The organism is Rhodanobacter sp. UC4438_H5 (genome assembly GCF_052978405.1).
Window position 1 is genome coordinate 1607445 of the sequence record NZ_CM129672.1, and the last position, 13191, is coordinate 1620635.

At 69.4% G+C, this 13191-nt stretch carries 17 protein-coding genes and 1 pseudogene; 7 read left to right on the plus strand and 11 right to left on the minus strand.

The genetic code is table 11. The features are described 5' to 3' along the window. Positions 1-60 precede the first annotated feature (60 nt). The 4 genes and pseudogenes from ACVCL9_RS07645 to ACVCL9_RS07660 form a co-directional block, all read right to left on the minus strand. Entirely contained in the window at positions 61-465 is a 405-nt protein-coding gene (locus tag ACVCL9_RS07645) for a hypothetical protein (protein WP_447098548.1), read from the minus strand. 100 nt (positions 466-565) lie between these two features. Continuing rightward, on the minus strand, positions 566-778 hold the full coding sequence (locus ACVCL9_RS07650; RefSeq protein ID WP_395119376.1) for a hypothetical protein: 213 nt from the start codon (positions 776-778) through the stop codon (positions 566-568). A 339-nt stretch (positions 779-1117) separates the two neighbouring features. Further along, positions 1118-1321, minus strand: a pseudogene (locus tag ACVCL9_RS07655) (hypothetical protein); the annotation flags it as partial. 114 nt (positions 1322-1435) lie between these two features. Beyond that, positions 1436-2038 carry a rhomboid family intramembrane serine protease gene (locus ACVCL9_RS07660; protein ID WP_447098547.1) on the minus strand — a complete coding sequence of 201 codons (603 nt, stop codon included), beginning with the start codon at positions 2036-2038 and terminating at the stop codon, positions 1436-1438. Positions 2039-2222: 184 nt separating this feature from the next. Between ACVCL9_RS07660 and ACVCL9_RS07665 the strand changes: the two genes are divergently transcribed. Together ACVCL9_RS07665 and ACVCL9_RS07670 are read left to right on the plus strand one after the other, a co-directional pair. Then, positions 2223-3101 (plus strand): PhzF family phenazine biosynthesis protein, encoded by an 879-nt coding sequence (locus ACVCL9_RS07665; RefSeq protein WP_447098546.1) that lies wholly within the window; start codon positions 2223-2225, stop codon positions 3099-3101. A gap of 108 nt (positions 3102-3209) precedes the next feature. Next, complete coding sequence (locus ACVCL9_RS07670) at positions 3210-4019, plus strand: YiiX/YebB-like N1pC/P60 family cysteine hydrolase (RefSeq protein WP_447098545.1); 810 nt, start codon at positions 3210-3212, stop codon at positions 4017-4019. Between the two features lie 13 nt (positions 4020-4032). On the opposite strand, the gene ACVCL9_RS07675 is transcribed toward ACVCL9_RS07670, so the two are convergent. The 3 genes from ACVCL9_RS07675 to ACVCL9_RS07685 form a co-directional block, all read right to left on the minus strand. Beyond that, entirely contained in the window at positions 4033-4416 is a 384-nt protein-coding gene (locus ACVCL9_RS07675) for a hypothetical protein (protein ID WP_447098544.1), read from the minus strand. Continuing rightward, positions 4413-5051 carry a peptidoglycan recognition protein family protein gene (locus tag ACVCL9_RS07680; protein WP_447098543.1) on the minus strand — a complete coding sequence of 213 codons (639 nt, stop codon included), beginning with the start codon at positions 5049-5051 and terminating at the stop codon, positions 4413-4415. Before ACVCL9_RS07680 ends, ACVCL9_RS07675 begins: the two co-directional genes overlap by 4 nt. 109 nt (positions 5052-5160) lie before the next feature. Further along, positions 5161-6339, minus strand: a complete 1179-nt coding sequence (locus tag ACVCL9_RS07685) for an NAD(P)/FAD-dependent oxidoreductase (protein WP_447098542.1) — start codon at positions 6337-6339, stop codon at positions 5161-5163. A gap of 216 nt (positions 6340-6555) precedes the next feature. Between ACVCL9_RS07685 and ACVCL9_RS07690 the strand changes: the two genes are divergently transcribed. Then, positions 6556-7038, plus strand: a complete 483-nt coding sequence (locus tag ACVCL9_RS07690; RefSeq protein ID WP_447098541.1) for a YajQ family cyclic di-GMP-binding protein — start codon at positions 6556-6558, stop codon at positions 7036-7038. A 2-nt stretch (positions 7039-7040) separates the two neighbouring features. Here ACVCL9_RS07690 and ACVCL9_RS07695 read toward each other — a convergent pair whose 3' ends face one another. The 3 genes from ACVCL9_RS07695 to ACVCL9_RS07705 form a co-directional block, all read right to left on the minus strand. Beyond that, entirely contained in the window at positions 7041-7166 is a 126-nt protein-coding gene (locus tag ACVCL9_RS07695; RefSeq protein ID WP_447098540.1) for a hypothetical protein, read from the minus strand. A 61-nt stretch (positions 7167-7227) separates the two neighbouring features. Next, complete coding sequence (locus ACVCL9_RS07700; RefSeq protein ID WP_447099443.1) at positions 7228-7881, minus strand: NrsF family protein; 654 nt, start codon at positions 7879-7881, stop codon at positions 7228-7230. A 4-nt stretch (positions 7882-7885) separates the two neighbouring features. Continuing rightward, on the minus strand, positions 7886-8485 hold the full coding sequence (locus ACVCL9_RS07705) for a sigma-70 family RNA polymerase sigma factor (RefSeq protein ID WP_447098539.1): 600 nt from the start codon (positions 8483-8485) through the stop codon (positions 7886-7888). Between the two features lie 190 nt (positions 8486-8675). Here ACVCL9_RS07705 and ACVCL9_RS07710 point away from each other — a divergent pair, with 190 nt between their 5' ends. From ACVCL9_RS07710 to trxC, 3 genes are all read left to right on the plus strand, one after another. Beyond that, a complete protein-coding gene (locus ACVCL9_RS07710) occupies positions 8676-10397 on the plus strand; it encodes a cytochrome c biogenesis protein DipZ (RefSeq protein WP_447098538.1) in 1722 nt (573 codons plus the stop codon). Between the two features lie 62 nt (positions 10398-10459). Further along, positions 10460-11062, plus strand: coding sequence for a peptide-methionine (R)-S-oxide reductase MsrB (msrB, locus tag ACVCL9_RS07715; RefSeq protein ID WP_447098537.1), 603 nt, complete (start codon positions 10460-10462; stop codon positions 11060-11062). A gap of 86 nt (positions 11063-11148) precedes the next feature. Further along, positions 11149-11592, plus strand: a complete 444-nt coding sequence (gene trxC / locus ACVCL9_RS07720; protein ID WP_447098536.1) for a thioredoxin TrxC — start codon at positions 11149-11151, stop codon at positions 11590-11592. Here trxC and ACVCL9_RS07725 read toward each other — a convergent pair whose 3' ends face one another. Further along, complete coding sequence (locus ACVCL9_RS07725) at positions 11593-12492, minus strand: LysR substrate-binding domain-containing protein (RefSeq protein WP_447098535.1); 900 nt, start codon at positions 12490-12492, stop codon at positions 11593-11595. 88 nt (positions 12493-12580) lie between these two features. Between ACVCL9_RS07725 and ACVCL9_RS07730 the strand changes: the two genes are divergently transcribed. Then, on the plus strand, positions 12581-13180 hold the full coding sequence (locus ACVCL9_RS07730; protein WP_447098534.1) for a LysE family translocator: 600 nt from the start codon (positions 12581-12583) through the stop codon (positions 13178-13180). Positions 13181-13191 lie beyond the last annotated feature (11 nt).

Genomic DNA, 13191 nt, shown 5'->3' on the forward strand with positions numbered 1-13191 from the left:
GGTCGCGAAGGCATCCGCCGATTGTGCCTGAACGCCCGGCGCTACCGGGCGCGGCGGGGGTCAATGGCGACGGTCGTCGCGGTCGCGCGAATGGCGTCCGCCGCGCTGCGAGTCACGATGTCCCGAGCGGCCATCGTCGCGGTAATGGCCGCGGTCGTTGTCGCGATGGCGGTAGTCGCGTCCGTAGTCGCGCCCGTGATAGCGTGGATAGCGCGAACCGCCGTACCAGTGCGAGCTGATGCCGACGGTCACCCCGGGTGCGTAGCAGCAACCGTAGTAGCCGCCGTAATAGGCCGGCCCGTAGTAGCTGTCGTAAGGCGAGGCGTAGTACGTCGTGCCGCTGCCGTAATACGCGTCGCCGGACGACCCGCCGCCACGCACGTAGGTATAGCCGGGGTCGTAATAGCAACCGGACAGCGCCGCCGCTGCCACCATCAATCCAACGCAAGCGAGCAGTCGTTTCATGGTTCACCTCCGCGGTGCTTGTCAAGCTCCACGCTGGACCATGCCGCTTGAACTCTGCCTGAGCGGACCCGGCGCCTGGCACCGGCCCGCCCGCGGAGATTCAACCCTTGCGCTTGCCCAGGTCGTCGCGCGGCGATGCCGTCACGGATGCATCGCCCGTGCCGGTCACCGGCGCGTGCATCTCCGTCACGTTGGGGGTCGGATGCGACGGGTTGGCGCCAGGCCACGACGGCTCGCGCTGGTCCCGCTCATGCTTGGCGTCAAGCAAGGCCTGGATATGCGCCACGGCCTCTTCCGGGCTGATGTGCGCCACCGGCCGGTCGGCCGGACGAGGGCGCGCGGGCGACGACTTGGGCGCAGGCCGGGTTGCGACCCGAGGTGCGGCTGGCCGCGTGGCCAACGGCTTCTTGGCCGCTGCCTTCCTCGCGGCAGGCTTCTTCGCGGACGCGGCCTTGCGTACGGCCGGCTTGCGCGATGCCGCGCTGGCGCTGGCGCGCGATTTCTTTGCTGCCGGCTTCGGCGCGGCCTTGCGGCCAGCGACCTTCTTTGTCTCTGGCCGCCGGGGCGTCGCCTTCTTCGCGCTGCGCGGGCCGGTCGTGCGCTTGGCGACGGCCTTCTTCGCGGCGGTTTTCTTCGCCGGGGACTTCCTGGCGGCTGCCTTCTTCACGGCGACCTTTTTCGCCGGAGCTTTCTTCGCAACTGATTTCTTCGCAACTGATTTCTTCGCAACTGATTTCTTCGCGACGGACTTCTTCGCGGCGGCTTTCTTCGCGACTGGCTTTTTCGCTGCGGACTTTTTCGCCGATGCTTTCCCTGCCGCGGACGTCTTCGCTGCCGACTTGCGGGTCATTGCCATGCGTTCGTTCTCCTGCGGTGAGCGGTGAGCAACGCGGCCAGTATGCGCGTATCGGCGCGCGACGGCATTACGCAGCGCAAGAAGCGTTCATCTGCGGGCCGACCGAACGCGCGCTCAGCCCGGGTGCATCAGCGCGTCGAGAAAGTGCGGCAGCACGCGATGATTGATCGCGATGGTGAACAGCACGCCATAGGCTGCGCCCCACAGGTGCGCGCTGTGGTTGACGTTGCCCTGCCCGCGCCGGTCCATGTAGATCGAATAGGCGGTGTACAGCACCGCGTAGACGATTGCCGGCATCGGGATCACCAGCACGATGATCTGCTGCCAGGGCGCGATCAGGATGTAGGCGAACAGCACCGCCGACACGGCGCCCGACGCACCCAGGCTGCGATAGTCCGGGTTGTTCCGGTTCTTCAGCCAGGTCGGCAGGATCGAGACCACCAGCCCGCCGATGTAGAACAGCGCGAACCCCAGCGTGCCGAGCACGCCGGTGTAGAACGGCTCCATCGCACGCCCGAAGAAGAACAGCGTGAACATGTTGAACAGCAGGTGGCCGAAATCCGCGTGCACCACGCCGTAGGTCACCAGCCGGTGGTACTCGCGCTGGCGGGTGATCGCCGGCGGCCACAGGATCAGGTCGTTCATCAGCCGCGCGTTCTTGAACGCCATGAACGAGACGATGCAGGTGATGGCAATGATGGCCAAGGTGATCGGCATGGACGGTTCCGCGACGCAAAAGTCGGCATCTTGGCGCCTTGCCCCGGGCTTGTCGACTCGCCCGGCGCCCCGGCGCACTTATGCCCGGCGCGGCGCGGCTTATGCGAAAGCGGCAGTGTCGCCGCCGTGGCTGCCCCTCTATCATCTGCCGTTTTGCACCGCGCCCCGCGGTCGGACGAAACACATGAGCCCGCTCCGTTACCTGCATCTGGACGTCTTTGCGGCCACCCTCGGCGGTGGCAACCACCTGGGCGTGGTGATCGGCGCGGACGGCTGGGACAGCGCGGCGATGCAGCGTTTCGCGCGCTGGACGGCGCTGGTGGAAACCACCTTCCTGCTACCGCCGACCGACCCCCGGGCGAGCTATCGGGTGCGCATCTTCACGCCGCACGAGGAGATCCCGTTTGCCGGCCACCCCAGCATCGGCAGCGCCCATGCGGCGCTGGAAGCAGGTCTGGCCACGCCGCGCGACGGACTGCTGTGGCAGGAGTGCGGCGCTGGCGTGTTGCCGATCCGGGTCGAAGGCAGCGGCGCCATGCGCGAACTGCTGCTGCGCTCGCCGGGCGAACGCGTGCTGGCGACCGGCCGCGACGCAAACCCGCTGCTGGCCGCAGCGCTGCACGGCGTGACCGATGGCGCGCTGCCGCCGGCGCTGGTCGACGGCGGCCGACGCTGGTGGCTGGCCGAGGTCGCCGACGAGGCCAGCCTGCGCGCATGGCAACCCGACCACGTGGCCATTCTTGCGCTGGCCCGCGCCAGCAGCAGCATGGGGCTGTGCGCCTTCGCACGCGTGGCATCGGATCAGCCGCGACTGGTGGTGCGCGCATTCCCCGCCGGCGTGGGCATCGTCGAAGACCCCGCCTCCGGCGCCGCCAACGGGTTGATCGCCGCCTGGATCGCACACGCCGAACCGCATGGCCCGCTGGCCCGCGGCTACCAGGTCAGCCAGGGCCGCGAGATCGGCCACGACGCGCAGCTGATGGTGCACATCGACAACGACGCGATCTGGGTCGGCGGGCGCAGCCACACCATCGTCGACGGCAGCCTGGCCTGGTCGGCGTGAGCTTCCAGTCTCTCGGTGCCGGTGAAAGCGGCTTTCTGCTCGGGCGCTGACACGCACGCGCCCACGGCTTAAGCTCGTCGCACCTGCGACCGCCGGGAGCGCACGATCGTGTTCCATCCCTTGCACAGGCTGGGCCGTGCCCTGGCCCGTTACCTCTCGAAGCCGCGCGTCGGCGGCATGCATTTCGGCACCTCGCGCCACGACATGCTGGAGGCATCGCTGCGGCCGGCCGACGTGCTGCTGGTCGACGGCAACAGCCGCATCGGCACCGCGATCAAGTACGTCACCCAGTCGAGCTGGTCGCACGCGGCGTTGTACGTGGGCGACACCCTGCGCGACCGCTACCCCGCGCTCGGTGCGCACGTGCTGATCGAAGCCGACGTGGTGGAAGGCGTGCGTGCGCTGCCGCTGCAGGCGTATCGCGGGGCGCACACGCGCATCTGCCGCCCGGTCGGGTTGCACGCCGGCGAGATCGAGCAGGTGATCGAACACGCCGCGCGTCGCCTCGGCCAGCGCTACGACATGCGCAACGTGATCGACCTGATGCGCTACCTGCTGCCGACGCCGCCGGTGCCCGGACGCTGGCGCCGGCGCCTGCTGGCGCTGGGCAGCGGCGAGCCGACCCGGGCGATCTGCTCGTCGCTGATCGCGGCGGCCTTCCACAGCGTGCGTTATCCGATCCTGCCGATGCTGGACCGCGACTACCGCCAGTTGCGCGGCACCCAGCGCGCGCGCCAGGAGATCCTGCACATCCGCAGCTCCAGCCTGTTCACGCCGCGCGACTTCGACATCTCGCCCTACTTCCGCATCATCAAGCCGATGATCGAGAGCGGTTTCGATCCGCACCACCTCCACTGGGCGACCCTGGCGCCCGGCGACCTGCAACCGTCGGCGGGATCGCTGCAGGCCCCGCGATGAATCGGCGCGCCGCTCAGCGCAGGTTCGGCAGCGCCGCGAGGCACGACTCGCGGCAAAGGTAGCGCTGGTTGGTTTCCCCGCCGTCGTACAGATAGGCTGCCCCGCCGGCGAAAATCTCCCAGTGGTAGAGCTGGCCCGCACGGCGCAGGGTGCCGCGGTAGCTGCACGGCATGATGATCGCCTCGGCGTCGAACGTGGCCGGGTCGACCACCTCGGCCAGCGTGAAATACCGCGCCACGTCCGCGCGACTGAGCGTCAACGCGCTGCAGATGTCGGCGTCGGCGCGCGTGGCATCGACCTGCCGCTGCAACGAAACAACCTCGATGCCGCCATTGCCGCGCACCGGCACACACGCAGCCAGCGCTGCGCTCAGCAGCACCAGGCCCAACGCCTTCACGGCTTGCCCCCAGCGGTCAGCGCCTGCAGCAACTGGGCGCCCTCGGTGACCTCCTTGCGGGCGATCGCGCCGTGCGCGTAGACGTCGCCCAACAGGTTCAGGCCGAACAGGCCGACCAGAATATCCACCAGGTACTTGAGCGACTTCAGTTGTTCCGGCGTCGGCGCCTCGAACGCCTTCTGCGCGGGCTGGAACGTGCCCACCACCTCGATCCCCAGCGAGTCCTGGTTGGAGGGATAGCGCGAGGGATACGGCTTGCCCAGTTCATGTCGCGAAAGGTTCTTCGCGCGGGTACCGAAGCCCACGCCTTTCGCGTGCATGAGCGAGGCAATCGTCTTCAGTTCCTGCGGATCGCAGCCGTGTTCGACCTGGCAGCGCGCCTGCAGCACACCGACGTGCCAGCACACCTGATCGACGCGTGCGGTCTGGCAGATCTTGCCGGCCTTGTCGATCAAGAAGTGCGCGCCGGTCTGCTTGCCGCCCGCGTACGCTTCGAGCGTGCTGGTGGCGGTGGAGGAATCGGTACGATGCAGCACGATCGCGTGGACGGCATCCAGGCTGCCATGCTCGATCGACGCATACAGCTTGACCTCGATCGCCGGGTCGACCAGCTTGCCCTTGTCCAGCGTTGCCATCGGCCGCCCTCCCCTGGAGATGCGCCGCCGCCCGATGGCGGGCGCGGCGCGTTGGAAATTCCGTCGCACGATGCTGCAGCCCCCGGCCGGAGGCGTCAAGCAACCGGCATCAGGCCGCCGCGCCCGCCGCCTGCCCCGACGCCCACGCCCACTGGAAGTTGTAGCCGCCGAGCCAGCCGGTGACGTCGACCACCTCGCCGATGAAGTAGAGGCCGGGCACGAGTTTCGATTGCATCGTGCTGGAGGAGAGGCCATCGGTGTCGACGCCGCCGAGAGTGACTTCGGCGGTGCGGTAGCCTTCCGTGCCGCTGGCGGTGATCGGCCACGCGGCGAGCTGCACGCCGATCTGCGTCAGTTCGGTCTCGCGGTACTGGCGCATCGGGCGGTTGCCGAGCCATTGCTCGCACAACCGCTGCGCGAGGCGCTTCGGCAACACCTCGCCGAGCACGGTCTTCAGTTCGGCCAGCGGCCGCGCCGTGCGTTGGTCGACCAGCCAGGCGCCGACGTCGAGGTCCGGCAGCAAGTCGAGGCGCAAGTCGTCGCCGGGCTGCCAGTACGAGGAGATCTGCAGGATCGCCGGGCCGCTGATGCCGCGATGGGTGAACAGCAATCCGGCGCGAAAACCCTGCCTGCCCACGCGGGCCTCCACCCTCGGCAACGCCACACCGGCCAGATCCGCGTAATGCTCCTGGTGCTTGCCGCTCAGCGTCAGCGGCACCAGGCCGGCGCGCGTGGGCAGCACGGCGTGGCCGAACTGGCGCGCCAGTTCGTAACCGAAACCGCTGGCGCCCATGCTGGGAATCGACAGGCCGCCCGAGGCGACCACCAGCGACTCGGCATGCACCTCGCCGCGCGCGGTGTGCACGCTGAAGCCCTCCGGCGTCCTGCGCACGCGTTGCACGGCGCAGTTCGCCTCCACCGTGACGCCGGCCGCGGCGCACTCGTCCAGCAGCATGCGCACAATCTGCTTCGAGGAGTCGTCGCAGAACAACTGGCCCAGCTCCTTCTCGTGCCAGGCAATGCGATGCTTCTCGACCAGCGCGATGAAGTCCCTCGGCGTGTAGCGCGCCAGCGCGGACTTGGCGAAATGCGGGTTGGCCGAGAGGTAATTCGCCGGCGTCGTGCCCAGGTTGGTGAAGTTGCAGCGGCCGCCGCCGGACATCAGGATTTTCTTGCCGACCTTGTTGGCGTGATCGACCACCAGCACGCGCCGGCCGCGCTGGCCGGCGGTGATCGCGCACATCAGGCCGGCGGCGCCGGCGCCGATGATCAACACGTCGGTTTTCAAGAACTCACCATGGTCACGCCATCAAGCTCGTTGTTCGTCATCCCGGCGCGGCGCCTTTCAACGACCGAAGGGTCGGTCAAGCCGGGACCCGGTGACTGTGTCCGTTGAAAGGCGCCGGATTCCGGCTTGCGCCGGAATGACGGAAGTGAGGGTTGCGCCATTATCGCCCAGCGCCATCGCTTACACTTTGCCTCCTGTTCCCAGCGAGCCGCCGCCATGCCTTCCTTCGACGTGATCTCCGAAGTCGACAAGCACGAACTGACCAATGCCGTCGACCAGGCCAACCGCGAACTCGGCACGCGCTTCGACTTCAAGGGCGTGGACGCGAAGTACGTGCTGGACGATGGCGTGATCGCCCAGAGCGCCCCCAGCGAATTCCAGCTGCAGCAGATGCTGGACATCCTGCGCGCCCGCCTGATCGCGCGGAAGATCGACGTGCGCGCGCTGGACGTCGGCGACCCGGAAACCAACCTGGGCGGCTCGCGCCAGAAGATCACCGTCAAGCAGGGCATCGAGCAGCCGGTGGCGAAGAAACTGGTGGCCGAGCTGAAGGCGGCCAAGCTCAAGGTCGAGGCGCAGATCAACGGCGACAAGCTGCGCGTCAGCGGCAAGAAGCGCGACGACCTGCAGGCGGCGATGGCGGTGTTGCGCAAGTCCGAGGTCGAGCTGCCGCTGCAGTTCGACAACTTCCGCGACTGAGTTCAGGCCCGCGACAGCAGCCGCCCGCCCATCGCCGCATTGACGGCCACCACCACGGCCACCGCCAGCGCATGCGTCAACAGAGCGTAGGGCGGGCAATGCCCGCCGCTCTTGTCGCGATGTCGCAAGGCCAAAAGCCGGCGGACGGTGCCCGCCCTACGCGGCGCGTGCGACGCTTCTGCCGAATCCCTACGCTTTCGACAACAACCGCCCGCCCATGGCGGCGTTGACGGCCACCACCGCGGCGACGGCCAGCGCGTGCGTCAGCAGGTCGGTGGCAGCGGAGTCGAACGCATGGCAGATCTCCAGCAGGCTGGCCGAGGCGGCGGCGCTGGCCAGGCCGATCAGCACCGCGGTGAGCACCGGCCGCAGCGGGCAGGCGCGGCGCAACAGCACGATCAGCAGCGCGGACAGCGGGATCGAGAAGGCGATGATGAAGACCAGGCAATCGGCGGACTGATGTACCCCGGCCACTTCCGTGCCCGGCGCGACCCAGTTGCGCAGGCAGCCGAGACCACTGGCGCCAATCCACAGCAGAGCCCCGGGCACCGGCAACCAGGCCCAGGCGCCATGCCGCCCCGGCACGCCCAGCGCGAACGCCGCCCAGGCCGCGCCCACCGCCGTAAGCACCGCGCCGATGCCGGCCCAGGCCAGGTCCGGCGTGGCGGCCCATCGCCGCAGCATCGGGCTGGCGCCGTAATGCAGCAGCAGCCCGACCGCCAGCGCCGCCACCAGCGACAGCCAGCCGGCGGTGCGCAGCCATGGCGGCAGCAGTCGCCGCACTGGCACCAGCTCGGTACCCAGGCGGTCGATCAGCGCCTCATGGACTCGCGGGTCGGACATCACGTCAGGGTTCTCCATGGAAACGCCCGCGCAGCGCCTTCAGCGCGCGATGCAGGTTCACTTTCAGTGCGCCGGTGTTGCGCCCGGTCAGCTCGGCCGCCTCGCTGAGGGAGCGCTCGTGCAGGCCGAGTTGTTCCACGGCCTCGCGCTGGCCCGGCGGCAGCCCGGCGATCGCCTCGCGCAGGCGCTGCGCGCGCTGCTCGCTCTCGGTAGCGGCGCTGGCGTCGTCGCGGTCCGGGTGATTGTCCAGCGCAAATTCATCGTGCAGTTCGCGGCTGTCGCGGCGGCCGCGGCTGCGCAGGGAGTCGATCGCGCGGCGGCCGGCGATCGCACCGAGCCAGGCGTCGTAGGAGCGGGCAGGATCGTAGGTGTGGCGCACTCGATGCACGGTGAGCAGGGTTTCCTGCACCACGTCGTCGAGCTGGTCCTGCGCCACGCCCTGGCGTCGCGCGACGGCGCGGATCAGGGCCACCGAATCGGCCAGCAGCTTTTCGTAGGCGCGCCGGTCGCCGGCCTGCGCAGCGGCCATCCACGCCGATCGGCGCTGGTCGGGCGATTCGCTGGCGGCGGCGGATTCGGCTGGCACGGTCCGGACGAGACTCATCCCGCGGAGAAGTCCACTATCTAGACCCATGAAGGCGGTGGCGGTCAAGGCTTGCACCATGTTCGCTCCACGACGGAACGCTCCACCGAAGTCTTCGCTGCATCTGGCGCCGACGTTACCTCGTATCCGCATGTAACCCCGGCGGAGGCGGCGGCGAATCATCAGGCAACCACCCACGGATGAAAACTCCATGCTCGTGTTGATCCTCGCCTACCTCGGCGGCGTCCTGACCATCCTCAGCCCGTGCATCCTGCCGGTGCTGCCGTTCGTGTTCGCCCGCTCCGACCGGCCGTTCATGCGCAACGGTTTCCCGATGTTGCTTGGCATGGCGATCACCTTCGCCGTCGTCGCCACGTTGGCGGCCCTCGGCGGCGGCTGGGCGGTGCACGCGAACCAGTACGGCCGCTGGGTGGCGATGGCGGTGCTGGCCTTGCTCGGCCTGACCCTGCTGTCGACCCACCTGGCCGAATGGATCACCCGCCCGTTCGTGGCGCTGGGCAACCGGCTGTCGCAGCGCTCGGCCGGCGATGGCGACTCGGTCTGGGGCGCGGCCGGTCTCGGCGTCGCCACCGGCCTGCTGTGGGCGCCGTGCGCGGGGCCGATCCTCGGCCTGCTGCTGACCGGCGCGGCGCTGAACGGCGCCAGCGTGCAGACCACCCTGCTGCTGCTCACCTATGCCGCCGGTGCGGCCACCTCGCTTGGCCTGGCGCTGCTGATCGGCGGCAAGGTGTTCGCACTGATGAAGCGCTCGCTGGGCGTCGGCGAGTGGGTACGTCGGGCGCTCGGCGTGCTGGTGCTGTGCGGCGTGGCCGCGATCGCGCTGGGCCTGGACACCGGCCTGCTCACCCGCGTCTCGCTGGCCAGCACCAGCGGCATCGAACAGAAGCTGATCGACGCCGTGCGCCCGGCACCGGCGCCGCAACCACAGCTCAAGGCCGGCGACCCGCTGCCGGTGGAAGGCACGTTCCCGTCGCTGGCCGGCGCCACACAGTGGCTCAACAGCCCGCCGCTGACCACCGCATCGCTGCGCGGCAAGGTGGTGCTGGTCGATTTCTGGACCTACTCCTGCATCAACTGCATCCGCTCGCTGCCGTACGTGCGCGGCTGGGCCGACAAGTACAAGGATCACGGCCTGGTGGTGATCGGCGTCCACGCACCGGAGTTCGCCTTCGAAAAGAACCCGGCCAACGTGGCCAAGGCGGTGAAGGATCTCGGCGTCGACTACCCGGTGGCGTTGGACAACGATTACGCGATTTGGCAAGGCTTCAACAACCAATACTGGCCGGCGCACTACTTCATCGACGCGCGGGGACAGATCCGCCACCACCACTTCGGCGAAGGCGAATATCGGCAAAGCGAGGACGTGATCCGCCAGCTGCTGGCCGAGGCCGGCCAGAAGAACCTGCCCGGCGGCTACGTGCGCGACGACCATCGCGGCGTCGAAGCCGCCGCGTCGAACGATCCCACCCGTTCGCCCGAGACCTACGTCGGCTACGCCCGCGCCAGGAATTTCGTCGGCGGCCGCGTGGCCCGCGACGAGGCGCACGATTACCGCGCGCCGGCGGCGCTGGCCGCCAACCAGTGGTCGCTGGACGGGCGCTGGACAGTGCACGACGAGGACGCGCAGCTGGAACAGGCCGGTGGCGCCATCATGTATCGCTTCCGCGGGCGCGACCTGCACCTGGTGCTCGGCCCGGCGGCCGATGGCAAGCCGATCCGCTTCCGCGTCACCATCGACGGCAAACCGCCCGGCGCCGACCACGGCATGGATACCGACGCCGACGGCAACGGCACCGTCACCGGCCAGCGCCTGTACCAGCTCGTACGCCAGGCCAACGGCAGCGGCGAGCGGCTGTTCGAGATCACCTTCCTCGACCCCGGCGTGCGGGCGTACGCCTTCACTTTCGGCTGAGCAGGATCGCGAATGCCTTTGCCTCTGCAAATCCCGAATCCCCAATCCCGACGGAGGAAGCCATGTCACGTCTCGATGAAACCCTCGCGATGGATCGCCGCCGCTTCCTGCGCGCCGCGCTCGGCGGCGGTGCGTTGCTGGCCGTGGGCGGCGGCTGGCTGGTACCGCGCCTGCACGCGGCGGCGAACACGCCGGTGGGCCAGCCCGGCAACGTGCTGCTGGAAATCTTTGACGATACCGGCCGCGATCTCGGCGCGCACGAGGTACCAAAGCTGGTGCTGAGCGACGCGCAGTGGCGGCAGAGGCTGTCGCCGGCGTCGTACGAAATCATGCGTCACGCAGGTACCGAGCGTGCATTCAGCGGCGAGCATGAACGCCCCGCCGTGCCCGGTCTGTTCCGCTGCCTCGCCTGCGGCACGGCGCTGTACGACGCAGCCACCGAGTTCGACTCCGGCACCGGCTGGCCCAGCTTCTGGCAGCCGATCGCGCGGCGCAATCTGGTCGAGTCGACCGACCACCTGTTCGGCATGACCCGCACGGCGATCAGCTGCAAGGGCTGCGACAGCCACCTCGGCCACGTCTTCAATGACGGCCCGCGCCCGACCGGCCTGCGCTATTGCATGAACTCGGTGGCGTTGCGCTTCGTGCCGCGCCGGATGGCCTGAACCGCCGGCCGCACCCGGCTTGGATTCCGCCGCGGCTGCCGCCATCTGCAGTGCAGGGTATCGCCTGCCCGTCGCCGGAGTCTGCCGTGAGTACCGCACTGACCATCCCCTGCCCGCATTGCAGCGCACTCAACCGCGTGCCCGCCGAGCGTGTCGCCGAACACCCGAACTGCGGCCGCTGCAAGCAGGGCTTGTTCGAAGGGCATCCGGCGGAACTCACGACCGTGAACTTCGACGCGATCGCCGGACGCGGCGACTTGCCGGTGCTGGTGGATTTCTGGGCGCCGTGGTGCGGGCCCTGCGTCGGTTTCGCGCCGGTGTTCGTGCAGGCTGCCAGCAAGCTCGAGCCGCGACTGCGGCTGGCCAAGCTGGACACCGAGGCGCAGCCGCAGATCGCCACGCGCTTCAACATCCGCAGCATCCCCACCCTGATCATGTTCAGGCAGGGCCGCGAGATCGCGCGGCAGTCCGGCGCGCTGAACGCGGCGCAGTTGCAGCAGTTCGTCGAAGGCGCGCTGGCGCGCGGCTGATCAGCGCGCGGCCGTACCTGCCGCCTGCCAGCGCAGCCAGTCGATCACCGCCGCCACAGCCGCGCGGGGCTTCGCCGGCGGGCGCACGATCCAGTACGAGGTGCCCAACGGCACGTCGAGTCGGCCGAACGGGCGCACCAGGCTGCCGTTCGCCACGTCGTCCGCCGCCAGCCGATGGCGCGCCAAGGCCACACCCTGCCCCTGCATCGCCGCCCGCAGCACCAGGTCCGACGAGGTGTAGCGCGCGCCGCGCTGCAACGCGAGCTTTGCCGGTCCGTGTGCACCGCGCCACGCTTCCCATGACGCCTGCGGATCGCGGTCGTGCAGCAAGCGCAGGCCGGCCAGATGCGCCGGCTCCGAGGGACGTCCGGACGCCTGCCACAGTGCCGGGCTCATCACCGGATACAGCGCATCGTCCAGCAACGCCTCGGCATGCAGTTCCGGCCAGGGCCCCGTGCCCATGCGGATGGCCAGATCGATGCGGCCGTCGTCCAGCGCATCGAGGCGTTGCTCCACCTGCACCGACAGCTCGATCTTCGGATGCGCCTTTTCCAGCGCGGGCAGGCGTGGCAGCAGCCAGCGGATCGCGAACGAGGGCGAGGTGGACAGCGTCACCGCGTGCGCCGGCCGGGTCTCGCGCAAGGCCGCGACCGCCTGCTCGATCGCGCGCAGGCCGGCCAGCGTGGCACGCCCCAGCGCCTCGCCCTGCGGGGTGAACACCAGCGCACCGCGCCCGGCCGACGCGCGCAGCAGCGGCACGCCGAGCCAGTGATCCAGCTCGGCGAGGTGCCGGCTCACCGAGGAGTGCGCCATGCCAAGTTCCCGCGCAGCGGCACGCACGCCGCCATGAGCATGGACCATGGCGAAGGCGCGCAGGGCATTCAGCGGCAAGTCTTCCATGGTCGCAATTCTAGACCATTGAAGTCACCGCACCGACCAGCAAAGCGGACCAGCCTGTACTGCATTCGACCATTGCCTGGATGGAAGCATGAACGTGGATGCATGGCTTGCCGCCGCCGCGCTGCTCGGCGTGGCGGCAATCAGCCCCGGCCCGAACAATCTCGTGGTGCTGCAGGCCGCGGGGCAGGCGGGCCTGCGCGGCGCGCTGCCGGCGATCGCCGGCATCGTGACCGGTGGGCTGTTGCTGCTGGCGCTCATGGCGCTGGGCGCGGGCGCGGCATTCGCCACCTGGCCGCCGCTGCGCCACGGTGCCGTCGTGGTCGGCGCGCTGTACCTGGCATGGCTCGGCCTGTCGCTGTGCTTCGCCGGCGTGGCGTCCGCGCCGCCCACGGGGTCGGCGCGCCTGCCGACGGGAACGCTGGGCCTGGTCGGCTTTCAGTTCCTCAACCCGAAAAGCTGGGTGCTCGTGCTGACCGTGCTGGCGGCGCTCCCCGCCGCCGGCCTGCGCGACTACCTGACGCTGGCCGGCCTGTTCGTGCTGATTCCCGCCACGTGCCTGCTGCTGTGGGCGCTGCTCGGCGCCTGGCTGGCCTGCTGGCTGGCGCATCCGGCGGTGCGCCGCGGCGTCGACATCGCGATGGGTGCGCTGCTGATGGCCTGCGCCGTGCTGCTCCTGATCGAGCCCTGACTTCTCTCCCT

Bases quoted from the DNA above. Each gene is read 5' to 3' on its own strand.
- ACVCL9_RS07645 (WP_447098548.1), bottom strand. From the start codon at position 465: ATGAAACGACTGCTCGCTTGCGTTGGATTGATGGTGGCAGCGGCGGCG.
- ACVCL9_RS07660 (WP_447098547.1), bottom strand. From the start codon at position 2,038: ATGCCGATCACCTTGGCCATCATTGCCATCACCTGCATCGTCTCGTTC.
- ACVCL9_RS07665 (WP_447098546.1), top strand. From the start codon at position 2,223: ATGAGCCCGCTCCGTTACCTGCATCTGGACGTCTTTGCGGCCACCCTC.
- ACVCL9_RS07680 (WP_447098543.1), bottom strand. From the start codon at position 5,051: ATGGCAACGCTGGACAAGGGCAAGCTGGTCGACCCGGCGATCGAGGTC.
- ACVCL9_RS07690 (WP_447098541.1), top strand. From the start codon at position 6,556: ATGCCTTCCTTCGACGTGATCTCCGAAGTCGACAAGCACGAACTGACC.
- ACVCL9_RS07700 (WP_447099443.1), bottom strand. From the start codon at position 7,881: ATGTCCGACCCGCGAGTCCATGAGGCGCTGATCGACCGCCTGGGTACC.
- ACVCL9_RS07705 (WP_447098539.1), bottom strand. From the start codon at position 8,485: ATGAGTCTCGTCCGGACCGTGCCAGCCGAATCCGCCGCCGCCAGCGAA.
- ACVCL9_RS07710 (WP_447098538.1), top strand. From the start codon at position 8,676: ATGCTCGTGTTGATCCTCGCCTACCTCGGCGGCGTCCTGACCATCCTC.
- msrB (WP_447098537.1), top strand. From the start codon at position 10,460: ATGTCACGTCTCGATGAAACCCTCGCGATGGATCGCCGCCGCTTCCTG.
- ACVCL9_RS07725 (WP_447098535.1), bottom strand. From the start codon at position 12,492: ATGGAAGACTTGCCGCTGAATGCCCTGCGCGCCTTCGCCATGGTCCAT.
- ACVCL9_RS07730 (WP_447098534.1), top strand. From the start codon at position 12,581: ATGAACGTGGATGCATGGCTTGCCGCCGCCGCGCTGCTCGGCGTGGCG.